Origin of the sequence: Pseudomonas sp. BF-R-24, from assembly GCF_019947335.1 — a bacterium.
In the GTDB taxonomy this organism is placed as follows: domain Bacteria; phylum Pseudomonadota; class Gammaproteobacteria; order Pseudomonadales; family Pseudomonadaceae; genus Aquipseudomonas; species Aquipseudomonas jessenii.
Window position 1 is genome coordinate 84,453 of sequence record NZ_JAGYGG010000014.1, and the last position, 22,601, is coordinate 107,053.

The window sequence follows — 22,601 nt, forward strand, 5'->3', positions numbered from 1 at the left end:
TGAATTTCGTAGTGCAGTTCATCGGCACTTCAAGGATTTAGACGAATCACCTGTCAACCTGCCATGCGGTTTGCAATAAGCGCCCCGGGCGACCCTGCAATTTGCACGCGGGGGATCCCGGGTTTGCATTCACTGCACACGACAGTGAAAATGCCGCCCTTCACTTCAAGCAAGGAGGCATCATGAATTCTTTGACCGTTAACGCTTGCACAGCGCTGTTCGCACTGGGGCTTGCCGGCGTGGCGCACGCCGCCAAACTCGAAGACACCGCACCCTATCCGAAGGCCGAAAGCGGGTTCACCCGCCAGGTGATCCACCTCGCGCCACAGACCCGGGAAAACGACTTCCAGGTCGAGATCCTGGCCGGCAAGACGATGACCGTCGACTGCAACAACCCGCGCCTGGGCGGTATTCTCGAGGAGAAGAACCTCGAGGGTTGGGGCTATCCGTTCTATCGCCTGGAAAAAGTCATCGGGCCGATGAGCACGCTGATGGCCTGCCCGGGTGGCACGAGCAAACAGGGTTTTGTACCGGTGGTCGGTGACGGCTTCCTGCTGCGTTACAACAGCAAGCTGCCGCTCGTGCTGTACGTGCCCAAGGACATCGAAGTGCGCTATCGGATCTGGTCGGCGTCGACCAAGGTCGAGAAAGCCATTCAGGAATAACCTTGCCATCGCGCGGACCCTCGCGGCGCCCGCTTGCGGCGCCCGCTGTCGACCTGCCCAGGCATCATGCCGGGACGCCACTCAACGCGGCGCGCTCGGCCACGTGCCCCAGACTGTCGAAATTGATATTGGCACCCGAGTCGATCGCCACCAGGGTCTGCCCCAAGGCACCGGTCTGCGCGACGTATCTCTTGATCCCGGCCACGGCCAGCGCACCGGAAGGTTCGGTGATCGAGCGGGTATCGTCGTAGATATTCTTGATTGCGGCGCAAAGTTCATCGTTACTGACCGTCACCACGTCATCGACGCAAAACCGGCAGACCTCAAAACCGTAAGCGCCGATCTGCGCCACCGCCACCCCGTCGGCGAAGGTGCCGACGCTCGGCAACACGACCCGTTCGCCGGCATGCATCGCCGCTTGCAGACACGCGGAATGTTCCGACTCGACGCCAATGACGCGAACTTCCGGCCGCAAGTATTTGACGTAGGCGGCGATACCCGCGATCAGCCCCCCGCCACCCACCGGCACGAAGATCGCGTCCAGAGGCCCCTGATGCTGGCGCAGGATTTCCATCGCCACCGTGCCTTGCCCCGCGATCACCTCCGGGTCGTCGAAAGGTGAAACAAAGGTGCGACCGGTTTCCCGGGCCAAATCCAGCGCACAGGCCAGTGCGAACGGAAAGCTTTCGCCGTGCAACACCGCATCGGCGCCGCGACTGCGCACGCCGATGACCTTCAACTGCGGCGTCGTGCAGGGCATGACGATGGTAGCGTTGATCCCCAACTCCCGCGCCGCCAGTGCCACGCCCTGCGCATGATTGCCCGCAGAAGCCGTGACCACGCCGCGAGCCTTTTGCGCCTCGCTCAGTTGCACCAGCTTGTTGTAGGCCCCGCGGATCTTGAAGGAAAAGGTCGGCTGCAAGTCTTCGCGCTTGAGCAGGATCTGGTTGCCCAAGGCTTCGGACAAGGCCGGTGCCGGTTGCAAAGGCGTGCGCACGGCCAACTCATAGACCGGCGCGGCAAGGATTTTTTTCACGTAGCCTTCAAGCAAGGCCTGTTGATCGGTTGTGAAACTCATCGTCGTCTCCTGACATTGATCGGGGCCCGGGAGACAGAAAGTAAAAATCCGCCTCGAGGGCGGGTTGGGTGCTGCAGTCGTGAGCTAGCCCGCCAAATGAGGAATGGCGGTAATAATGCTTGGCTGGCAGCGCAATACGGAGGAAGTCATGGCTCGAAATTAGCCGGACGTTGATGGCAAGTCAATGGCAAGTTTGCGGTGGTCGCTATAGGCTACCGGTTCTATTCATTGCCCAAGGAAGGAAAACATGAAGGCCATTGCCCTGCCCCTTATCGCCTTGATCGCTTTTGCCGGCTACACGGTTTCAGTGATGCTCCAGGCCGAACAATCGCTGATCGATTTCGGCATCAGCCTGATGTCACGCCCGGATACTGCGCAAGTGGTGATCGATCTTTACCTGCTGGCGACGCTGGCGGCGATCTGGATGTACCAGGATGCGCGAAAGCGCGGGCAGTCGGCGGTTTCGGTGGTGCCTTATCTACTGATTACCGCAGTGTTCGTGTCGATTGGGCCATTGTTGTATCTGGTGGTACGTGGGTTTCAGGATCGAAAGAGTTCAGTTGCCGCGACTCGGCAGATCTGACCGACCTCCCGTAATGAGGTTTAAATTGCAATCGCGAGCAGGCTCGCTCCTGCACGAGACTTGAAAAACCGATGCCCTGAAACTCAATACCCGTTCTGCAGCCGCTCACTATGGCGGCTGCAGGACAAGCCAACGGCTGGTTACTTCAAACCCACCTTGTACAACCCGCCGTTCTCCTCATCGGTCAAAACATACAAGTATCCGTCCGGCCCCTGCCGTACGTCGCGAATGCGTTTTTTCAGCTCCCCGAGCAAGCGCTCCTCGTGGATCACCTTGTCGCCATCGAACTCCAGGCGGATCAGTTCCTGGCTGATCAACGCACCGACAAACACGTTGCGCTGCCAGGCCTTGAAACGATCGGCATCGTAGAACGCCATGCCACTCAGGCCCGGGGACTTTTCCCAGACATGATTCGGGGCAAGGGTGCCTTCGGCGATTTCACCCTTGGCTTCGGGAATCGGTTGGCCGGAGTAGTTGATGCCATGGGTCGCCAGCGGCCAGCCGTAATTCTTGCCGCGCTCGATGATGTTGATTTCATCGCCGCCCTGAGGGCCGTGTTCGTTTTCCCACAGCGTGCCGTTCCATGGGTTGAGCGCCGCGCCTTGCGGGTTACGCTGCCCGTAGGACCAGATCTCCGGGCGCACGTTGGCCTGGCCGACAAAGGGGTTGTCCTTGGGCACAGTGCCATCCGGGTAGATTCGCACCACTTTACCTTGCAGCTTGTCGAGGTCCTGGGCGGTCGGGCGGTCGTTGTTTTCCCCCAGGGTCACGAACAGATAGCCGTCGCGATCAAACACCAGCCTAGAGCCAAAATGGTTGCCCACCGAGAGTTTGGGTTCCTGACGCAGGATCACCTGGAAATCCTTGAGCGCTGTCATATCGTCGGAGAGCCGGCCGCGGCCCACCGCCGTGCCGGCCTTGCCGCCCTGACCGCCACCTTCGGCATAGGACAGATAGACCATCCGGTCCTGCTTGAAGTCGGGCGACAGCGCCACGTCGAGCAATCCACCCTGCCCCTTGGCCCAGACCGTGGGTACGCCATTGAGCGGTGCGGACAACTTGCCTTCGGCGGTCACCAGTCGCAGGTTGCCGGGCCGTTCGGTCACCAGCATGCCTTTGCTATCCGGCAGGAATGCCAGGGCCCAGGGGTGCTCCAGCCCCGTCACGATGGGGGTGACCTCAAGGGTGCCGTCTTCGCTTTTCATCGTCTGGGCCGGCGCGGCAAGCACAGGGACAGTGGCGCTGATCAATACGCCGGCGCAGAGGGTTGCCAACAGGTTTTTACGCAACATGCAGGATTCCTTTTCTGATGGAAATGAGGCTTGGTGAAAAGTAGCGGGTAGACGTCATGCCTGCCACTCAACGGTTGCTGCTACCGGTGTCTCGAGGAGGTGGATTGGGAATGAATTTCGGTGGGCTGGCGGGGGCTGTCCGGTCGGGGTAGCGATTGCCAATGCCACCGTTGTCCAGTGTCGGCGGACGCGGGACTGGCACGGTATTGGGTCCCCGTATGGCCGGGGTGCTGGGTTGGGTGCCTTGCATGCTGTTGGGATTGGCCCGTCGAATCGGACTGTTGTAAGGATTGTTGTTGGTGCTGCCAGGCAGGTTCTGGGCCAACTGCAACGAAGCAGAGACGTCGGCCTGGACCAAGGAGCCAAGTACGCCACTCAAGGCCAGTGCAATGGCGCCAAACACGTATCGGTTCATGGGGTGCCTCTCTGCGTCCGCGTGGGTAAGGACTTCGATACCACGCTACGCCCGAGGTTCGGATTTGTTAACCAAAAACTCCCCGGCACGATCTGGCACCCGGTTGATCCGGCGGGGGAACCGGCGCGCAGACCACAGAAACTTTTACAAAGGACCGCAGGTCACCTGAACATCACTCGCGAGTAGACGACCATGGCACGGGCAATCTGGAAAGGCGCAATCAGCTTCGGACTGGTGCACATCCCTGTGGCGCTGGTCTCGGCAACGTCCTCCCGAGGCGTCGATTTCGACTGGCTCGACAGCCGCAGCATGGACCCGGTGGGCTACAAGCGTGTCAACAAGGTGACGGGCAAGGAAGTCACCAAGGAGCACATCGTCAAGGGCGTGCAGTACGAAAAGGGCCGGTACGTGGTGCTCAGTGAAGAGGAAATCCTGGAGCGCAAAACGGCGGATGTCATTGACCTGACCGAACTGCTCAAGCGCAGCCTCGGCAGCGGTAAAGCAGCGTCCAGGCCGAAGGCGGGCAGCAAACCGGTTGCCAGGAAGAAAGCCAGTAAGTGATCACTGGATGTCCCGGCCTCTTCGCGGGCAAGCCCGCTCCCACAGGGATTTTCGCAGCAAGGCAAATCCTGCCTTACACCGGTCCACTGTGGGAGCGAGCCTGCTCGCGAAGCCTTGGTACGCTACACCGAAAAAATCAGATCAGAATGAAGACCGCCAGCAACCCGGCAAAGATCGACCATTTTTGGAGGTAGTAAAGCTTGCGGTTGCGCTTTTTCAGTTCCTTGGCGCGCAGGCGAACCTTGTAGACCTTGCTGAACAGCCGGTTGATCCCGCCGGTGCGGTCTCCGTCCTCGTTCGGTGCACCCGCCGCCGACATGACAGTGCGGCTGAACCAGCGATTGAATGCCGCTGCCCACCGATACTTCATCGGCCGCTCGACGTCGCAGAACAGGATGATGCGATTGTGTGGCGTGGTGTTCTCTGCGTAATGAATGTAGGTCTCATCGAACATCACCGCTTCGCCATCGCGCCAATGGTAGTTCTGACCATCGACATTGATGTAGCAACCTTCGGCGTTGGGTGTGTCCAGTCCGAGGTGATAACGGTACGAACCGGCATACGGGTCGCGGTGGCGCACCAGTCTGGAGCCCGGTGGCAACTCGGCGAACATCGCCGCCTTGATCGAGCCAATGCCCTGTACCAGTTCGGTGGTGCGCGGGCAGAGCTTCATGGCCGACGGGTGGCTATCGCCGTACCACTTGAGATAGAAGCGTTTCCAGCCGGTCTTGAAAAACGAGTTGAAACCGACGTCATCGTATTGGTTCGAACGTTTGATCTCGCCGGCGTGAAGCAAATTCTGGCCTTCGGCACGAATTTCTTCCCAATGCGCCTGCAGCGGGCTCAGGTCGGGAAAATCAGCCGGATCGAGATACGGTTTGTTGGGGATTTTCGAAAACAGATAAAGAAAGCAATTGATCGGTGCCAGGAACGTCGAGTGATCACTCAACTGGCGCCCCAGCTTGTGGCGCACTCGACCACGCAGGTGAACATACGCAATAGAGACAACGTAGATAACGGCAATGATCAGTTTCACGGAAATCGTCACAGGTTGGAAATAAACAAACTGCGCCCTTTACCGGCATGCCGGCCCCCGGGTCTTGTGCAGCGACTGAATGCGAAACAGCGGCCCCTTGGTGCCATCGAACCACGCCGATGGTCGGCCTTCAGCTGATGGATGGCATTTTAGCCACAGTTTGTAACCAATAGTTAACCCGCAACTGTGAAAATGTGTCCGCAAAAACCGCCAAAGCGTTGCAGAGGCCTCATCGCCCTATCGTTTAAAGAGCCAGACCAGTACAATCGCCGCCAAACTTTACGCGCCCCCAGGTTGAGAGCGGGAAAATCCCCTTTCAGCGCACGTTGTCTCGGGCCAGGCGCGCCACATGCTGCTGTCCACTTGATGCCAGATGGATCTTCCACTGCCGATCGGGATGAATGTCCCGGGGGCCCAACAGTGGAAACAGGTACTGAACCGGTACTGCCGCAACCCTAGCTACTCTGAATGCTTCGCAGGAAAAACCTTTGATTTCTACAGCTAACATCACGATGCAGTTCGGCGCCAAGCCGCTCTTCGAAAACGTTTCGGTCAAGTTCAACGGTGGCAACCGTTACGGTTTGATCGGCGCCAACGGTTGCGGCAAGTCGACCTTCATGAAGATTCTCGGCGGTGACCTCGAGCCGTCCGGCGGCCAGGTCATGCTGGAACCGAACGTGCGCCTGGGTAAATTGCGCCAGGACCAGTTCGCCTACGAAGAATTCACCGTGATCGACACCGTGATCATGGGTCACGAAGAGCTGTGGAAGGTCAAGGCCGAGCGCGATCGCATCTATTCGCTGCCGGAAATGAGCGAAGCAGACGGCATGGCCGTGGCCGAGCTGGAAACCGAATTCGCCGAAATGGACGGCTACACCGCCGAATCCCGTGCCGGCGAACTGCTGCTGGGCCTGGGTATTCCCCTGGAACAGCATTTCGGCCCGATGTCCGAAGTGGCTCCAGGCTGGAAACTGCGGGTATTGCTGGCCCAGGCATTGTTCTCCGATCCGGAAGTGCTGTTGCTCGACGAACCGACCAACCACCTGGACATCAACACCATTCGCTGGCTGGAATCGATTCTCACCGTGCGTAACAGCACCATGATCATCATTTCCCACGACCGTCACTTCCTCAACAGCGTCTGCACCCACATGGCCGACCTGGACTACGGTGAGCTGCGCCTGTTCCCGGGCAACTACGACGAGTACATGACTGCGGCGACCCAGTCCCGCGAGCAACTGCTGTCGGACAACGCCAAGAAGAAAGCCCAGATCGCCGAACTGCAAACGTTCGTCAGCCGCTTCTCGGCCAACGCCTCGAAAGCCAAGCAGGCCACTTCCCGCGCCAAGCAGATCGACAAGATCCAGTTGGCCGAAGTCAAGCCATCGAGCCGCGTGAGCCCGTTCATCCGCTTCGAACAGACCAAGAAGCTGCACCGCCAGGCCGTGACCATCGAGCAGATGTCCAAGGGCTTCGACGGCAAGACCCTGTTCAAGAACTTCAGCTTCACCGTAGAAGCCGGCGAGCGCGTGGCAATCATCGGCCCGAACGGTATCGGCAAGACCACCCTGCTGCGCACCCTGATGGGCGAACTGACCCCGGACTCCGGTTCCGTGAAGTGGACCGAAAGCGCGGAGCTGGGCTACTACGCCCAGGACCACGCCCACGACTTCGAAGACGACGTCAGCCTGTTCGACTGGATGGGCCAGTGGACTCAGGGCGAGCAGATCATCCGTGGCACCCTGGGCCGCATGCTGTTCTCCAACGACGAAATCCTCAAGTCGGTCAAGGTCATCTCCGGTGGTGAGCAAGGCCGCATGCTGTTCGGCAAGCTGATCCTGCAAAAGCCGAACGTACTGGTGATGGACGAACCGACCAACCACCTGGACATGGAATCGATCGAAGCGCTGAACCTGGCGCTGGAGAACTACCCGGGCACGCTGATCTTCGTCAGCCACGACCGTGAGTTCGTATCGTCCCTGGCCACCCGCATCATCGAGCTGAGCCCTAACGGCGTGACCGACTTCAGCGGCACCTACGACGATTACCTGCGCAGCCAGGGTGTAGTGTTCTAAAGGTAGCTACAAGCCTTTAGCTACAAGCCTTTAGCTACAAGCTTCAAGTGAAAAGCCCTGTCCTGGTGACGGGGTTTTTTGCATTCCGGGCCAAGGTTTCTTGTTGGTGCATAATTCATCGCGAGCAAGCTCGCTCCCACAGGGGAATGCATTTCAAAATGTGGGAGCGAGCTTGCTCGCGATGAGGCCATGAGGAACAACGATAATGTCACGGCAAAAGTAGTTAGCCTGCTTTCTTTTATCCCAATGCCGCGCCATGATGCAGGTCTCCCACCGCCGCCCGCGAACGAGCCTTCATGTCTGTGCAGCAAACTGCCCCTCAAAGCTCCACGGCGATCACCCTGCAGATCGTCTCCATCGTTTTCTATACCTTCATTGCCTTCCTCTGCATCGGTTTGCCGATTGCGGTATTGCCGGGTTATGTCCACGAACAACTCGAGTTCAGCGCCATCGTGGCCGGGCTGACCATCGGCTCGCAATACCTCGCCACCCTGCTCAGCCGGCCCATGGCCGGGCGGATGTCGGACAGCGTTGGTACCAAGCGCGCAATCATCTATGGCTTGGTGGGGATTGTGCTCAGCGGCGTGCTGACCTTGCTGTCGACCCTGTTGCAAGGCTTTCCCTTGCTCAGCCTGGTGATCCTGATCGCCGGGCGCCTGCTACTGGGGATCGCCCAAGGGTTGATCGGCGTCGGCACCATCAGTTGGTGCATGGGCCAGGTAGGCGCCGAGCATACCGCGCGATCGATTTCCTGGAACGGCATCGCGTCCTATGGGGCGATTGCCATTGGTGCGCCGCTGGGTGTGGTCATGGTGCAACAACTGGGCTTCGCCAGCCTGGGTATCGCCCTGTCGCTGCTGGCCCTGGCCGCACTGCTGCTGATTCGCAACAAGCCCTCGGTGCCCGTGGTGCGCGGCGAGCGCCTGCCGTTTTGGGCGGTGTTCGGGCGCATTGCGCCGTTTGGCGCGAGCTTGAGCCTGGCGTCCATTGGCTACGGCACCCTGACGACCTTTATCACTCTGTACTACGTCAATCGTGGCTGGACCGGCGCGGCCTACTGCCTGACCGTGTTCGGCGTGTGTTTCATTCTGTCGCGGCTGCTGTTCATATCCGCCATCAGCCGGTTTGGCGGGTTCACGTCGGCCATTGCCTGCATGTGCATTGAGACGGTTGGCCTGGTGCTGTTGTGGCTGGCCCCTTCGACCGGGTATGCGCTCATTGGCGCCGGCCTGACTGGATTTGGCCTGTCCCTGGTGTATCCGGCGCTGGGTGTCGAGGCCATCAAACAGGTGCCCAACTCCAGCCGGGGGGCGGGCTTGAGTGCTTATGCGGTGTTTTTCGATCTGGCGCTGGCGATTGCCGGCCCGTTGATGGGCGCAGTGGCGTTGAACCTGGGTTATGCGTGGATTTTCTTCAGTGCTGCGTTGTTGTCGGTGACGGGGCTGGGGCTGACCCTGCTACTCAAGCGCCGCGCGATGGCTTGATGTGGGAGCGGGCTTGCTCGCGAAGAGGGAGTGTCAGACTGCATCATTGTCGGCTGACACACCGCCTTCGCGAGCAAGCCCGCTCCCACAGAATATGTGGCGCATTACTGGTCGGCGGTCTGCATCCCCGCCCGGGTCGGCCTGCCCAGGGTGCGCGTGAAGAAGCGTCCGGCTTCGGAGATCAGATTGCGATGAATGTCCTGCCGGTCGACGCCATCGGCATCGGTGCACAGCGCAGGCATGATTACGATCTGCTCGTCATTGCACGGCGCCATGAACACGAAGTGCCCTGCTCCCGCCAACAACTTGAAGTCAGGCGCCGTCGGCAGTTTGCGCGCCAGCGCCGCGGCGTTCTTGTCGACAGCCACCAGCTTGTCGCCATCGCCGCTGTAAAGCAGCACCGGCACATGCACATCGGCCAGGGTGTGGCGGCCGAACTTCAGGCTCAACGGAGCCATCAGCATCAAGGCGTGAACGCGAGGATCGGCCACCGGTTGCAGGTCGTCGCGGTCGACAATCAATTCGCCCTGGGTGTTACAGGCATCGCGGTCATCCGGGCGCTCCTGGCAGTAACGGCGCAGGCGATCCAGGTCCGGGGTCGCGCCGGACAGAATCAATGCGGTCTCGCCACCGGCCGAATAGCCAATGACCCCCACCTGATCGGCATTGACGAACGGCGACAGCATACGGTCGCCCAAGGTCGCGGTAATGGCTTCGGAAATCTGGATCGGCCGGCCGTATAGGTTACTCAAAGTACCGAGTCGGCTGTGGTCCCTGGAGTTGTCACCGGGGTGAATCACCGCCACCACGACAAAGCCTTTGCGCGCCAGCGACGTGGCAAGGTCGTGCAGGGCCAGCGGGGTACCGGTATTTCCGTGGGACAGCATCAGCATCGGGAACCGGCCGATGGCGACCTTGGTGTCCTCCCCGGCTTCGACGGTGTAACCCTCGAGCTTGCTGGTGTGCTCCCGATCACTGGAAGGATAGAAGGCAATGGCGCGCATCGGCTGCAAGTCCAGCGGGTCGAGAAAAGTCATCTCGTGGAAGCCGACGCTCCAGTGAGGATGCGGTGCAGGCGCGGCGTGCACTGTATTCAAGCTGCTGAGCAGGCAAATCAGTAAAGTTGCACAAAGACGCATCATGGATGCCCCGCCTTGTTACCGGACTTGAGACGTACGCCCTGGACTGCATGAGTCGGGCCACAATCTGAAACGACCAGAAACAAAAAACTCCGTAACTGGTACTTGCGTAGCCAGAATACAGAGTTTTTTGGGCTTTACCTGAACGGTTGCTTACGTTTACCCAAGCCTTACGCAGCGGCGAACAACTGCTCGCTGATTTGTGAGTGGGCGGCGCTCATGGCCTTGTTGCGCACGTCGTCACCGTAAGCCAGGCCTTCGGCACGGACGATTTCGATGTCGGTGATACCGATGAAACCGAACAGCAACTTCAAATACTCTTCGTGGGCAACACCGGTTGCCTGACCGGCGTGTATGCCGCCGGAGGTCGAAACGATCACGACTTTCTTGCCACCGCACAGGCCTTCAGGGCCGGCTTCGGTGTAACGGAAGGTCTGGCCGGCCACCGCGATGCGGTCGATCCAGGCTTTGAGTTGAGTCGGGATGGTGAAGTTGTACATCGGTGCGGCAATCACCACGGCATCGGCAGCCAGGAATTCGGCCAGGGTCGAGGCGCTCAGTTCGGCTTCGTGCTGTTGTGCGGCGTTGCGCAGTTCAGCGGTGGTGCCGGCGGCGACCAGGGTGGTGGCGGAGAAATGGCTGATGGCGTCGGCGGCCAGGTCGCGGTAAGTCACCACGGCGGTTGGCTCGGCGGCTTGCCAGGCTTTAACGACTTCACCGCTCAACTGACGGGAAGCCGAGTTGTCGCCCAGGATGCTCGAATCGATATGCAGCAGTTTCATGTGGGATCTCCAAGTGAGGATCGCCCACAAGGGCGATCTGATGGGACTAATCCTACACACGAAACCAATAGCTGATTAGACGGTAACAATGCGATAGTTCGTCCCACAGATAGGACAATTGGATTCACATCATGCAAGACCTCAACGACCTGTATTACTTCGCCAAAGTCGTGGAAGCCGGGGGGTTCGCCGCGGCCGGGCGTTTGCTGGGCATCCCCAAGTCCCGATTGTCACGGCGCATCGCCGAACTGGAAGAGCGCCTCGGCGCAAGACTGCTGCAACGCACCACCCGACAACTGAAACTGACTGCCGTCGGTGAGCGTTACCTCAGGCACTGTCAGGCGATGCTGTTGGAGGCGGAAATGGCCGACGAGGCCGTGGCCAGCATGTCCAGCGAGCCCCGCGGGCGTTTGCGGGTGTCCTGCCCGGTTGGGCTGGCCCATGAAATATTGCCGGGGGTGATCAGCGACTTTCTGGAAAGGTTTCCACAAGTCCAGCTGGAGGTCATGCTGCTCAACCGCCGGGTCGACCTGGTGAACGAAGGCATTGACGTGGCCCTGCGAGTGCGGGAGCTGGGCGACGAAGACCCGCTGCTGGTGACACGCCGCCTGCGTCAAGCGCAGATGCTGATGGTCGCCAGCCCCGGCTTCCTCGTTGGCCGTGAGATCAACCATCCCGACGATCTGAAAAACCTGCCGGTGCTCGGCGCGCTGGAAGCCGACCGCATGGTGCACATCCGCATGCTGGATCAAAAAGGCAAAAGTTGCGAACTGGCGCTCGAGGCCCGGCTGGGCATCGATGACTTTATCGTGCGCAAGGCCAGCACCCTCTCTGGCCTGGGCTTTACGATGCTGCCCATGATGTATTGCGAGCAGGAACTGGAAAACGGCGCACTGGTGCAGTTGTTGCCCGACTGGTCGTTGCCCGGTGGCTGGCTGCAAGCGGTCTATCCTCATCGGCGCGGGGTCATGCCGGCGGTACGCGCCTGGATTGACCATCTGGTCGAGTCATTCAATGCCTGTGGGGAACGATTGTTATGAAAGCCGGACGGATGAGCGAAGAGGATGTCGCGAAATTCTGCCTTACCCTGCCCGGAGCACGGGAAGACTATAAATGGGGCGGCGTGCGGGTGTTTTCGATTGCCGGGAACAAGATGTTCGCCTTGCAGGGCCTGCGGGGTGATTCCCTGGCCTTCAAGGTCGACAAGGATCTGTTTCTCGGTCATTGCGACCGCCCGGGGATTCATCCGGCGCCTTATCTGGCGCGCGCCCAGTGGATCATCATGGAAACGCCCTACCCGCTCGGCAACGAAGAACTACAAGGCTTGTTGCAGCGTTCCCACCAGTTGGTGGTGAGCAAACTGCCCAAGCGCACTCAAGTCGGCTTGTTGCTTTAGGACCTTGTCGATCAGAACAAGGCGAACAGGTGTGCGCCGAGGAACAGGTGGTCGATCCAGAACACCTGGTGCATGAGCACGATGATCCAGAACACCAACTGGTAGGAGATTTTGCGGGTTTTGTGCCGGAACGCTTGCTGCGCCAGCAAGGCACCGGGCCAGCCGCCGGCGAGCTCCAGCGCATGCAGGACATTCTCCGGCGTACGCCATTGCTCGGCGCGGGCCTTGCGCTTGTCGCTCCAGTACAGGAAAAACGTCACGACGCTGACGATGCCGTAGGCTGCCAAGGGAATCAGCGACACCCCGTGCAGCCATGAAGACACCGACCCCGACAGCGGCAACGCACACAGGATTGCAAACACCAGCCACTTCAGCCGTGGATGACGGATCTGTCCCCCGGGCTGGCGCCCGGGGTTATTGCGCGAGCTTGAGTCACTCACGACTTGACCGCGCTCCAGTCGACCCAACCGAACTGCCAGGTCGCCAGGATGATCAGGCCGAACACAATGCGATACCAGGCAAACGCCGCATAGCTGTGGTTGGCGATGAACTTGAGCAGCCCGCGGACCGCGATCATCGCGAAGACGAACGCCGTGACGAAGCCGATCGCGAACACCGGAAAATCGGACGGGACAAACAGGTCACGGTATTTATAGCCCGAGTACACCGCTGCGCCGACCATGGTTGGCATCGCCAGGAAGAACGAAAACTCGGTAGCGGTCTTGCGTGACAGGCCGAACAGTAACCCGCCGATGATCGTCGAGCCCGAACGCGAAGTGCCCGGAATCATCGCCAGGCATTGGGCGAAGCCGACTTTCAGGGCATCTTTCCAGGTCATGTCATCCACCGTTTCGGCGTGGACTTCATGCTGCCGGCGCTCGGCCCACAACATGACGAACCCGCCCACGACCAGCGCCGCTGCCACGGTGATCGGATTGAACAGGTACTCGTGGATCATGTCGGCGAAGATCACGCCCAGCACCACGGCCGGCAAGAATGCAATCAACAGGTTCGCGGTAAACCGCCGAGCGCTCGGCTGAGTCGGCAGGCCGATGACCACATCGAAGATCTTGCGTCGAAATTCCCATACCACCGCCAGGATGGCACCCAGCTGGATAATGATGTTGAACGCCATCGCCCGCTCGCCCCCGAAGCCGAGCATGTCGGCCACGATGATCTGGTGGCCGGTGCTGGAAATGGGCAGGAACTCGGTCAGTCCTTCTACAACCCCAAGTATCAATGCCTGAAAGGCGGTCCAAAGATCCATCAATCCCCCAAAAGGCTATGCGCGCCGGCATGCCCCGTTAGTATTTTTCCAAAGCTTGAATTGCGATCAGCCTAGCTGAAGCCCCGCACATCAAGGATCACCACGGAACCGTCAAAATCCTGTGAAAAAACAATCCTGATCCGGGTTTACCCGCGCGGGGCCGGAATCCTATCAGACAAGTCCGATTGGCGCTGCCGCGTTATCGCGCGCCATTGAAGCAAACCCTGCTCAACGGGATTCCCGACGCCAATCCGGTTACAATCGGCCCCCTCTTCGATTTCACCAAGGAACCTCCATGTCCGGGCTTGAACTGTTTGCCGCCGCCCTCGGTGTCATTGCCGTCTGGCTGACGGTCAAACAGAACGCCTGGTGCTGGCCCATCGGTCTGGTCATGGTGCTGCTCTATAGCTGGATCTTTTTTGAGGTGAAACTGTATTCGGACATGTTGCTGCAAGTCGTCTATGCCGCCTTGCAGCTTTACGGCTGGTGGCAGTGGACACGGGCTGGCGAAACGACCCATGGCCGCGAAGTCAGTTGGCTCGATTCCCGTTCCGTGGCGTTGAGCCTGGCCATCGGCGCACTCGGCAGCCTGTTGCTGGGGGCGGCCATGGCCCACTGGACCGACGCCGCGCAACCCTGGCTCGATGCGGCGCTGACCGGATTCAGCCTGGTGGCGCAGGTCTGGATGGCGCAAAAACGTGTCCAGTGCTGGCCGCTATGGATCGCCCTGGATGTGATTTTCGTCGGCCTGTTCATCTATAAGGACCTGTACCTGACCGCCACCCTGTACGGGCTGTTCGCCGTTATCGCCGTGCAGGGCTGGCGCCAATGGCGCGCCGATCCGGCGTTGCGCGCATGAAAGTCCTGGTACTCACAGGCCCTGAATCCAGCGGTAAAAGCTGGCTGGCGGCCGAGTTGCAACAGCGTTTCGGCGGGATTCTGGTCGACGAGTATGTGCGCTGGTTCATCGAGCACAATCCCCGGGACACCACCTTGGCCGACATTCCGGACATCGCCCGCGGTCAATTGGCATGGGAAGACGAAGCCCGTGCGCAACAACCGTCTTTGCTCATCCTCGACACGCACCTGCTGAGCAATATCCTCTGGAGCCAAACCCTGTTTGGCGACTGCCCCGCCTGGCTCGAACAAGCGCTACTGGCCCGGCATTACGACTTGCACTTGCTGCTGTCGCCGGAACACGTCGAATGGACGGACGATGGCCAGCGTTGCCAACCCCGATTGTGTGAGCGCCAGGCATTTTTCGAGCAGACCCTGGCCTGGCTTGAGCACCACGCCCAACCGGTTCAAGTACTGCGCGGAGATTGGGCAGAACGCCGATTCCAGGCACTGAACGCCGTGACCCGATTGCTCGGCGCCTGACCGGCCTTTTGGGGCAACTTCCCCACTATCCCCCCCTGTCCCGGGGGAAAAGTGTCCGGTCCTGAAACACCCTTCCCGCCTCAAACCGCCTGTTTAAGCGCCCTTCACCGCTGGATCATCGGATTTGTTAAGTCATTGATACAGCACCGCTGAAACCCTTGTTCCAGAGCGATTTATCCGCAAATAAGGGCTGCCTGCGCAGGGTTTCGTCTCACCTTTGAAACATTCTCGGCAAAGGCTATCCGGACAATATCCATAAGCCATTGAATCAACGAGATATTCAAAAACCGGCACAGCTTTCGCTCTCTCCTTCAAAAAGCCGACCAGAGCCAGCCCACATGAGAAGGAAAGACCGTCGTGGGGATACTCGATAAACATGCCTTGACGTGCCTTCTGCTTTTCGCGAGCGCTGCAGGCGCGGTTTTCAGTTTTGACGTTCAAGCCGAAGGCAACGGCGTCATCGTGCTTGATCGCACCATTCACCCGACGCCCATCGGTCGCAGCGGCGGCAGGGATCCAAACCCCAACACCCTTAATGCCAACCCATCGGCCCGCGTCACCGGCGAACTCAGTGACGCCGACATCGCCGGAGTTACCACCGGAACCGCCCTTCGCCACAACAACGGGCAAAGCCTGGGTGGCCTGCAAGGCCTCAACGCCGTCACCAACCCCAACGGTATGCCCGGCATGTCTGTCGGTCACGGTGGTGGCAGTGGCAGCGCCATTTCCGGAACCATCAACCGCGCCATGAGCAGCGGCCTCGGTTCACTGGGCAGAATGGCGGGAGGCCAATGAGATGAGTCGATCCCTGCTGTTACTTGCCCTGCTCGGCTGCACCAGTGTGATGGCCGACTCGGGCGTCAGTTCGGTGAACAACGCCACCCTCCAGGATTCGGGTGCTCAATACCGCGGCAACTTCAACGTCAACCAGGCGGCTGGCGATCAACAACAGCAGGCCAACGTCCGCGCGATCGCCATTGGCACCCAGGCCGGTGCGATCACCAGCGTCCGGCAGAAAATCACTACGCCCGCCAATCCGTCGATGGATGCGACGGTCACTATCGGCGGCTCCTCCTTCAGTAATGGCAACGGCGTACTGGGCGTCAACCAGAGCGCCGGGGCGAACAACCAGATGGCCAACGCCATGCGCATCAGCATCAGCGCCGCACCGCAAGCCATCGACGATAGTGCCCTTTCTCAACAGAACGTGGCGTTGTTCCCGAACTCGGGAGCAACTGGCGCCCCAAATGGCAGTCGCCAGGTCGTGACAAGCGACCAGGCCTTCACCGGCAGCCGGGGAGTGATCCAGGTAAACCAGAGTGCCGGGGTGGGGAACCGAATGGCTAACACCCTGAGTATCCGGGTCGCTGACTGACCCGAAACAGTGCGATTAGGGAAGTACCAACACCTGACCAACTAATGAGCACGGAGAAACACCATGAACCCGACAACTGCTCTCAAACCTTTGGCTTTCGCTCTGGCAGCAGTGATGGCATTTGCAGCACAAGCAGGCAGCCTTGATGATGATCAAGGCAGCGGCCAGAGCGATGGCCAGAGCAACAACCATCAGCCTAAAGGCCCGACGCTGGAACAAATTCTGCAGATTACAGCAGGCGCCGGGGCCGCCGTGATGGACTCGCAGGAAAGCAGCGACAGCACCGTAGTGAACCGGGGCACCAGGAACGACGCTAAAATCGATAACTCCCTGAACAACTCCAACGGCAACATGGGCGCCAACGTTGCAGCCGGTAACGGCAACCAGCAAGACAACGCCGCCGCCCTTGCCACTGCTGACGAAGCCTTCATCTTCGGCACCGCGGCTGCCGTCTCCAGCGCGACTCAGAAGAGCACCGGCAACACCGCCAGGAACCACTCCAACACCAACAACACAACGCTCAACAACGCAGGCAACAGCGGTTCCGGCAACATCGGCATCAACGTGACCACCGGCGACTTCAACCAACAGAAAAACAACCTGGCGATTGCCGTTTCGGGCGGTCGTGTAGCGCAAGCGGCGGCGGCGGCCAACCAAAGCACGTCCGGGCTGAACGTCACCAACAACGCCAACCATGACGACAGCACCCAGACTGATTTCGCAACCGTGGGTGTACTCGGTCTGGCAGGTGTAACCACTCAACAAGTGATCACGCCAGAGGGCTGGAAAGCCCCTGTAACCAACAATGCGTCGATAACGGGCTCGATGAACAACTTCTCCGGCAACGGCGGAGCCAACGTATCGTCTGGTGTGGGCAACCAGCAAAGCAACTCGCTGTCCATCGCCGCGGGCTGCAAGTCCTGTCTGTAATCGCGATTGCAATGAAAGCCCCGGCGACGGGGATTTTCCACAGTCCCAAGGCGTATCGATCATGCGTAAGACTGTCCTTTTCGCCCTGCTCTGCCTGTCTGGCCTGACCCAGGCTGCACAGATGCCGGTTGCCGCCCTGCCGGGCGGCGTGCTGGTGTACAAGCACGTACAGAGTTTGCGCGAGCGCAAGTTCAGCGACATCGTCGAACAAAAAACCGATTTCAGCTGTGGCGCCGCCGCGCTGGCAACGATACTGCGCCAGGCCTATTGGCTCGACGTCGATGAGGAGCACATCATCAAGGGCATGCTGGTCACCGCAGACCAGGACCTTGTGCGTACCCAGGGTTTTTCCATGCTGGACATGAAGCGCTACATAGAGCGCATCGGCATGCGCGCCCGGGGCTACAGGATCCCGCCGGAAAGACTCGAAGCCGTGACGATTCCGGTGGTGGTATTGATGGAAATTCGCGGCTACAAGCACTTCGTGGTGTTGCAGCGGGCGGACAAGAACTGGGTGTATATCGGCGATCCGGTACTCGGTCACAAACGCTACTCCCATGATGACTTTGTCAAAGGCTGGAATGGCATTATTTTCGCTATCGTCGGTCCCGGTTACGACAAGACCAATGCGTTACGCAGTCCACCGGAACCGCTGACAGCCAAGAACAAGATGGATAACTTCAACCCGGTCAAAGATGCCGAATTGATGGATTTTGGTTTCATACAGAGCGACTTCTTTTAATCGCCAACAAGATGATAGGGGGCAGGATGCTCCGGGAGCAGCAAATGAAAACCTCGTATTGGGTGGTCGCTGTCTGTCTGGCAGCGAACACTTCAGGTTTTGCTGATGAGTTCAGACCCATCGAAATCAAGGACGAGGAACTGGCCGAGTTGCGTGGCCGATATGTGATGCCGGGGCGGGTCATCAGCTTCGGTGTCGTCATGAGCAGTACCTGGCGCAATGCCAGTGGTGACCTGATCGGAGCCTCCACCTCGATGCAGCTTCAAGCCGCAACGGTCAAGCCGGAGTTCTATGTTTCAACCATCAAGCAATCGGGTCATGGCGGTACGTCCAGGTCGGGCAGCGGTCACGTGTCGGGGGGCGCAGCCCTGAGCACTTCCCGGGGGATAACCCAGGTCACACGGGCCGCAGGTGATGGCAACAGCGCAAACAACAACATCGCCATCAACGTCAAAGAGGCCAGCACGGCCCCGGCACTGGTGGCGGGCCAGGGCCAGGCGCTGATAGCCGGTCAAACCATCACCGGCAGCAATGCCGCAGGCAGTGTCGCGGTATCCGCGACCAGCGGCGGCGTTCAGATGGCCATTACCGCCAACAACAACCAGGGCACCAGCCTGCAACAAGTCGCCCAGGGCGGGTTGCTGCAAAACACCCGGTTGCTGGGCAGCAGCAATGTGGTCGACAACATGACTCAACTCAACGTAGTGCTCAACAATAATGGCCCGAGTGCGGGGGCATTGGACTGCAACCTCAACCAACTCGCTGCATTACGGACCATGGGCTATTGAACTACGCTGAGTCTGGACCATTGGGCACAAATGGACGGCATATTTCATGTACCGATCAGTATCACTGCGTGCAGTTGCATGCTTGAGTGCTCTACTCCCGGCGGCGATGTTGCAGGCAGCACCTGACCCGGAACTGGAGGCTCTCAAACAAGAGCTCCTGGAGTTGAAACAACGATACGAAGTGCAGCAAAAAGCCCTGGCGGTTCTCGAACAACGGGTCCGCCAGGTCGAAGAGCAGCCCGCCTCGCCCCCTCCCAAACGCCTGGCCAAGTCGCCAGCGGATCTCAAGGGCAACCCAGGCGTCGGCACCGGCGCCGCAGTCGCCTCGGGGGGGAGCGGCAGCTCTTATGGACAATCGCTGGCCAATGACTCGCAACCGGCGCAAAGCGTTTCGAACCTGTATGACGAGGCCAGCGGGTTTTTCGGCGGTGGCAAGTTCAGCGTCGAAACCGGGATAACCTACTCCCGCTACGATTCCCGCCAACTGGTCCTCAACGGTTTTCTTGCCCTGGACTCGATCTTCCTGGGCGCTATCAACCTGGACCGGATCAAGGCCGACACCTGGACGCTTGACCTCACCGGTCGCTACAACTTCAACAATCGCTGGCAGTTCGACCTGAACGTACCGGTGGTCTACCGTGAGTCCACGTACCAGTCCGGTGGCGGCAATAGCGGCGCCGCAAACGTCACGACCGAAGACACCGTCAAGGAAGACCCGACCATAGGCGACGTCAACTTCGGTGTCGCCTACAAATTCCTCGACGAATCGGCCAACACGCCGGATGCCGTGGTGACCTTGCGCGTCAAGGCGCCTACCGGCAAAGACCCGTTCGGCATCAAGCTGGTTCGGGTGGCCGATAACTCAAACCTGGCCGTGCCTGAATCCTTGCCTACCGGTAACGGCGTCTGGTCGATTACGCCGGGGATCTCCCTGGTCAAGACGTTCGACCCGGCGGTGCTGTTCGGCAGCCTGTCCTACACGTACAACATGGAAGAGTCTTTCGACGACATCAGCTCCAACCCGGCGGTCGAGACACCGGGCAAAGTCCGCATTGGCGACAGCTTCCAGATCGGCGCCGGCATTGCGTTCGCCTTGAACGAAAAGATGAGTATGTCGTTCTCGGTCTCTGACCTGGTGCAACGCAAAAGCAAGCTCAAGGAAGATGGCGGGGATTGGCAAGCGGTGGTCTCCAGCGATGCCAACGCCGGTTACTTCAACATCGGCATGACCATTGCGGCCACCGACAGCCTGACCATCGTGCCCAACCTGTCCATCGGCATGACGGACGATGCCCCGGACTTCCAGTTCAGCCTGAAACTCCCCTACTACTTCTGACCCGAACAAAAACCCCGCTGCAACTGCAATCGCAGCGGGGTTTTGGTTTGCGGCCGGGGTTCAGCGAATCTGGTGCTTGTGCAACAACCGGTAGAAGGTCGGTCGCGACACACCCAATACTTTGGCGGCGACACTCAGGTTATCGCTGTGGCGACTCAATACATCGCACAACGCCTGGCGTTCGGCCCGGGACTTGTATTCTTCGAGGGTGCCCATCGGCGCTGCGAGCGTATGCTGACTGATCAACCCCAGGTCACGGGCCTCGATCTGCCGGCCTTCGGCCAACACCAGCCCGCGACGAACGCGGTTGGCCAGTTCGCGAACATTGCCTGGCCAGTCGTGTTTGCCCATGGCAATCAACGCGTCTTCGCTGAAACTGCGTGGGCGGCGCCCGGTTTCATGGCTATAGAAATGGGAGAAGTGGTTGGCCAACACCGCCAGGTCGCCATGGCGCTCGCGCAGCGGAACGGTCGCCACTTGCAGTACGTTCAAGCGGTAATACAGGTCTTCGCGAAAGCGTTTCTTTTCGATGGCGGCTTCAAGGTCGGTATGCGTTGCCGCCAGAACCCGCACATCCACCGGAATCAGCTGACTGCCGCCGACCCGCTCGATGTGTTTTTCCTGGAGGAACCGCAACAGGTTGGCCTGCAACTCCAGTGGCAGGTCACCGATCTCGTCGAGAAACAGGGTGCCACCGTTGGCGGCTTCTATCCGTCCGACCTTGCGTTGGTGCGCGCCGGTAAATGCGCCTTTCTCATGGCCGAACAACTCGGACTGGATCAAATGCTCGGGAATCGCACCACAATTGATCGCAATGAAGGGTTTGCTGTGACGCTGGGACTGACGATGCAGGGTTCGTGCGACCAGTTCCTTGCCAGTGCCGCTTTCACCGCGAATCAACACCGGAGATTCGGTCGGAGCCAGTTTGCTCAACAGCTTTCGCAGCTCACGAATAGGTTTGCTGTCGCCCAGCAATTCGTGCTCGGGCTGGTCGACATAGACCGTGCCCTGCCCGCGCAAGCGCGCCATGCCAAACGCGCGCCCCAGTGTTACCTGAACCCGGGACACATCGAACGGCAAGGTATGAAAGTCAAAAAACCATTCACAGACGAAGTCGCCGACATTTTGCAGCCGCAGTACATCCTGGTTGAGTACGGCTATCCACTCGGTGCCGCTGCGGCTGATCAGCTCTTTGACGGCCTCCGGGTGCTCAAGGTGATAAGGCTGCAAGCGCAGCAAGCCCACGTCACAGGTTCGGTCAACGGCGTTCTCCAGCGTGCAGCTGTCAACGTCCCAACCGATGGCGCGCAATCCAGGGAGCAGGCGATAGCAATCGTCACAGGGGTCCACCACTAACAAACGTCGTAAGGCAGGCGCATCATTCATGACTGATCCTTGGCGCCAAATTTATGAAAATTTAATAAAAACAGTCATTTGGCAGGCCTGGCTGTAACATTAGCAAGAATTTGACAGGGCCTTGTACTGTTTGACTATAGGGATGTCACAAAACCAGTTATAAGTTGCGATTATGTTAGTCACCTAACGACTGTTTCCTTTCATTCAGCTTTCAATGTCAGGCTCTTCCTTGAATCAGTGAAAATAAAGTGGAAATTTCTTTTGATTGTGTGTGACCCGAACCCCGGTTGCGGGCATCAGTACAAGTAACCAGCTGAACGGTAAGCCCAACCGTCGGCCTATCACTTGATTGGGCATACAGAGAGAAGACCCTATGAACGCCCCGCTCCGTATCAACGAAGCACTTCTGATTGCCGACTGCGCATTTAAACCATTCAAATGCGTGGCCTGGGCTCCACAAGACGGCAATGGCGAACTCAGCCTGACCGTTATCGACCGCACCAGCACCAACATTGGCCGCAAGCAGATCCCAAGCAGCGCCTATTCCGATCCCGCGCAACTCGAACGGCTGCTGGAACAGGCTCGCGCCGAATTGAGCGAGGAAGGTTACACACTGCAGTCGTGGTCGATGCCGCACTAATCGTTTTGCGGATTACTCCGGGGTAATCCGCGCCCTTTCCCTGTCTTTAGTTCGCAGTTTTTTCTGGCCGCGCACACTACGTGACACTGTTTAATTCGAACTTTACATACGCCTGATACTTTGCAGGCTCGCCATTGGTTCGAAAAGACACTGTTGTGGCACACAGCGACCCTCCGTCTGTTAGTTCTTACTGTTGTGCATCCCTTCATTCAGGGATTGAATAATCTCCCTATCAAGTCGCCACCCAAACTTCCGGATCAGGACGACTCGCAAGGAGATGC

25 protein-coding genes and 1 pseudogene are annotated in these 22,601 nt (G+C 59.2%); 16 read left to right on the plus strand and 10 right to left on the minus strand.

The genetic code is table 11. The features are described 5' to 3' along the window. The first annotated feature begins 182 nt into the window (after window positions 1-182). Window positions 183-665, plus strand: a complete 483-nt coding sequence (gene eco / locus KGA98_RS13670) for a serine protease inhibitor ecotin (RefSeq protein WP_154859892.1) — start codon at window positions 183-185, stop codon at window positions 663-665. A gap of 64 nt (window positions 666-729) precedes the next feature. Here eco and ilvA read toward each other — a convergent pair whose 3' ends face one another. After that, complete coding sequence (gene ilvA, locus KGA98_RS13675; protein WP_223502565.1) at window positions 730-1,743, minus strand: threonine ammonia-lyase, biosynthetic; 1,014 nt, start codon at window positions 1,741-1,743, stop codon at window positions 730-732. 247 nt (window positions 1,744-1,990) lie between these two features. Between ilvA and KGA98_RS13680 the strand changes: the two genes are divergently transcribed. After that, a complete protein-coding gene (locus KGA98_RS13680) occupies window positions 1,991-2,326 on the plus strand; it encodes a DUF2834 domain-containing protein (RefSeq protein WP_223502566.1) in 336 nt (111 codons plus the stop codon). A gap of 140 nt (window positions 2,327-2,466) precedes the next feature. On the opposite strand, the gene KGA98_RS13685 is transcribed toward KGA98_RS13680, so the two are convergent. Next, the gene (locus KGA98_RS13685) at window positions 2,467-3,618 is read right to left on the minus strand and encodes a PQQ-dependent sugar dehydrogenase (protein WP_223502567.1); all 1,152 of its coding nucleotides are present in this window, start codon (window positions 3,616-3,618) and stop codon (window positions 2,467-2,469) included. 67 nt (window positions 3,619-3,685) lie between these two features. Beyond that, entirely contained in the window at window positions 3,686-4,033 is a 348-nt protein-coding gene (locus KGA98_RS13690; RefSeq protein WP_057714754.1) for a hypothetical protein, read from the minus strand. 192 nt (window positions 4,034-4,225) lie between these two features. Here KGA98_RS13690 and KGA98_RS13695 point away from each other — a divergent pair. Beyond that, window positions 4,226-4,504: pseudogene (locus KGA98_RS13695) on the plus strand (Ku protein); the annotation flags it as partial. Window positions 4,505-4,730: 226 nt separating this feature from the next. Here KGA98_RS13695 and lpxO read toward each other — a convergent pair. Further along, window positions 4,731-5,630: a lipid A hydroxylase LpxO gene (lpxO, locus tag KGA98_RS13700; RefSeq protein WP_150815283.1), complete on the minus strand. Its 900-nt coding sequence runs from the start codon at window positions 5,628-5,630 to the stop codon at window positions 4,731-4,733. Window positions 5,631-6,118: 488 nt separating this feature from the next. On the opposite strand from lpxO, the gene KGA98_RS13705 reads away from it, so the two are divergent. Then, a complete protein-coding gene (locus KGA98_RS13705; protein ID WP_223502568.1) occupies window positions 6,119-7,705 on the plus strand; it encodes an ABC-F family ATPase in 1,587 nt (528 codons plus the stop codon). A gap of 296 nt (window positions 7,706-8,001) precedes the next feature. Then, complete coding sequence (locus KGA98_RS13710; RefSeq protein ID WP_223502569.1) at window positions 8,002-9,189, plus strand: MFS transporter; 1,188 nt, start codon at window positions 8,002-8,004, stop codon at window positions 9,187-9,189. A gap of 104 nt (window positions 9,190-9,293) precedes the next feature. On the opposite strand, the gene KGA98_RS13715 is transcribed toward KGA98_RS13710, so the two are convergent. Together KGA98_RS13715 and KGA98_RS13720 are read right to left on the minus strand one after the other, a co-directional pair. After that, a complete protein-coding gene (locus KGA98_RS13715) occupies window positions 9,294-10,331 on the minus strand; it encodes an alpha/beta hydrolase family protein (RefSeq protein WP_090455340.1) in 1,038 nt (345 codons plus the stop codon). Between the two features lie 167 nt (window positions 10,332-10,498). After that, window positions 10,499-11,110, minus strand: coding sequence for an FMN-dependent NADH-azoreductase (locus tag KGA98_RS13720; protein ID WP_223502570.1), 612 nt, complete (start codon window positions 11,108-11,110; stop codon window positions 10,499-10,501). Window positions 11,111-11,241: 131 nt separating this feature from the next. On the opposite strand from KGA98_RS13720, the gene KGA98_RS13725 reads away from it, so the two are divergent. Beyond that, window positions 11,242-12,150 (plus strand): LysR substrate-binding domain-containing protein, encoded by a 909-nt coding sequence (locus tag KGA98_RS13725; protein ID WP_090455344.1) that lies wholly within the window; start codon window positions 11,242-11,244, stop codon window positions 12,148-12,150. Beyond that, window positions 12,147-12,506 carry an MmcQ/YjbR family DNA-binding protein gene (locus KGA98_RS13730; RefSeq protein WP_057714747.1) on the plus strand — a complete coding sequence of 120 codons (360 nt, stop codon included), beginning with the start codon at window positions 12,147-12,149 and terminating at the stop codon, window positions 12,504-12,506. Before KGA98_RS13725 ends, KGA98_RS13730 begins: the two co-directional genes overlap by 4 nt. A gap of 11 nt (window positions 12,507-12,517) precedes the next feature. On the opposite strand, the gene KGA98_RS13735 is transcribed toward KGA98_RS13730, so the two are convergent. Both KGA98_RS13735 and KGA98_RS13740 read right to left on the minus strand, forming a co-directional pair. After that, window positions 12,518-12,946: a DUF1294 domain-containing protein gene (locus KGA98_RS13735; RefSeq protein WP_090455345.1), complete on the minus strand. Its 429-nt coding sequence runs from the start codon at window positions 12,944-12,946 to the stop codon at window positions 12,518-12,520. Continuing rightward, window positions 12,943-13,773, minus strand: coding sequence for an undecaprenyl-diphosphate phosphatase (locus tag KGA98_RS13740; protein WP_150815222.1), 831 nt, complete (start codon window positions 13,771-13,773; stop codon window positions 12,943-12,945). Before KGA98_RS13740 ends, KGA98_RS13735 begins: the two co-directional genes overlap by 4 nt. 295 nt (window positions 13,774-14,068) lie before the next feature. Here KGA98_RS13740 and pnuC point away from each other — a divergent pair, with 295 nt between their 5' ends. Together pnuC and KGA98_RS13750 are read left to right on the plus strand one after the other, a co-directional pair. Then, window positions 14,069-14,632, plus strand: a complete 564-nt coding sequence (gene pnuC / locus KGA98_RS13745) for a nicotinamide riboside transporter PnuC (protein ID WP_154859887.1) — start codon at window positions 14,069-14,071, stop codon at window positions 14,630-14,632. After that, on the plus strand, window positions 14,629-15,153 hold the full coding sequence (locus KGA98_RS13750; RefSeq protein WP_057714743.1) for an AAA family ATPase: 525 nt from the start codon (window positions 14,629-14,631) through the stop codon (window positions 15,151-15,153). The genes pnuC and KGA98_RS13750 overlap by 4 nt, the downstream gene beginning before the upstream one ends. A 132-nt stretch (window positions 15,154-15,285) precedes the next feature. Here KGA98_RS13750 and KGA98_RS13755 read toward each other — a convergent pair whose 3' ends face one another. Next, entirely contained in the window at window positions 15,286-15,636 is a 351-nt protein-coding gene (locus KGA98_RS13755) for a hypothetical protein (RefSeq protein ID WP_223502590.1), read from the minus strand. On the opposite strand from KGA98_RS13755, the gene KGA98_RS13760 reads away from it, so the two are divergent. The 6 genes from KGA98_RS13760 (at window position 15,517) to KGA98_RS13785 (ending at window position 20,324) form a co-directional block, all read left to right on the plus strand. Then, entirely contained in the window at window positions 15,517-15,948 is a 432-nt protein-coding gene (locus KGA98_RS13760; protein WP_223502589.1) for a hypothetical protein, read from the plus strand. The two genes, KGA98_RS13755 and KGA98_RS13760, sit on opposite strands and share 120 nt — an antisense overlap. Window position 15,949: 1 nt before the next feature. Next, window positions 15,950-16,528 carry an adhesin gene (locus KGA98_RS13765; protein WP_223502571.1) on the plus strand — a complete coding sequence of 193 codons (579 nt, stop codon included), beginning with the start codon at window positions 15,950-15,952 and terminating at the stop codon, window positions 16,526-16,528. A gap of 63 nt (window positions 16,529-16,591) precedes the next feature. Then, entirely contained in the window at window positions 16,592-17,458 is an 867-nt protein-coding gene (locus KGA98_RS13770) for a heme utilization protein (RefSeq protein WP_223502572.1), read from the plus strand. A 61-nt stretch (window positions 17,459-17,519) separates the two neighbouring features. Next, window positions 17,520-18,200 (plus strand): C39 family peptidase, encoded by a 681-nt coding sequence (locus KGA98_RS13775; RefSeq protein WP_090455354.1) that lies wholly within the window; start codon window positions 17,520-17,522, stop codon window positions 18,198-18,200. Window positions 18,201-18,226: 26 nt separating this feature from the next. Continuing rightward, on the plus strand, window positions 18,227-18,988 hold the full coding sequence (locus KGA98_RS13780; protein ID WP_223502573.1) for a hypothetical protein: 762 nt from the start codon (window positions 18,227-18,229) through the stop codon (window positions 18,986-18,988). Window positions 18,989-19,034: 46 nt separating this feature from the next. Further along, window positions 19,035-20,324 (plus strand): hypothetical protein, encoded by a 1,290-nt coding sequence (locus KGA98_RS13785; protein ID WP_223502574.1) that lies wholly within the window; start codon window positions 19,035-19,037, stop codon window positions 20,322-20,324. A 60-nt stretch (window positions 20,325-20,384) separates the two neighbouring features. On the opposite strand, the gene KGA98_RS13790 is transcribed toward KGA98_RS13785, so the two are convergent. Then, complete coding sequence (locus tag KGA98_RS13790; RefSeq protein ID WP_223502575.1) at window positions 20,385-21,710, minus strand: sigma-54 dependent transcriptional regulator; 1,326 nt, start codon at window positions 21,708-21,710, stop codon at window positions 20,385-20,387. 343 nt (window positions 21,711-22,053) lie between these two features. On the opposite strand from KGA98_RS13790, the gene KGA98_RS13795 reads away from it, so the two are divergent. Then, complete coding sequence (locus KGA98_RS13795) at window positions 22,054-22,320, plus strand: hypothetical protein (protein ID WP_090455359.1); 267 nt, start codon at window positions 22,054-22,056, stop codon at window positions 22,318-22,320. Window positions 22,321-22,601 lie beyond the last annotated feature (281 nt).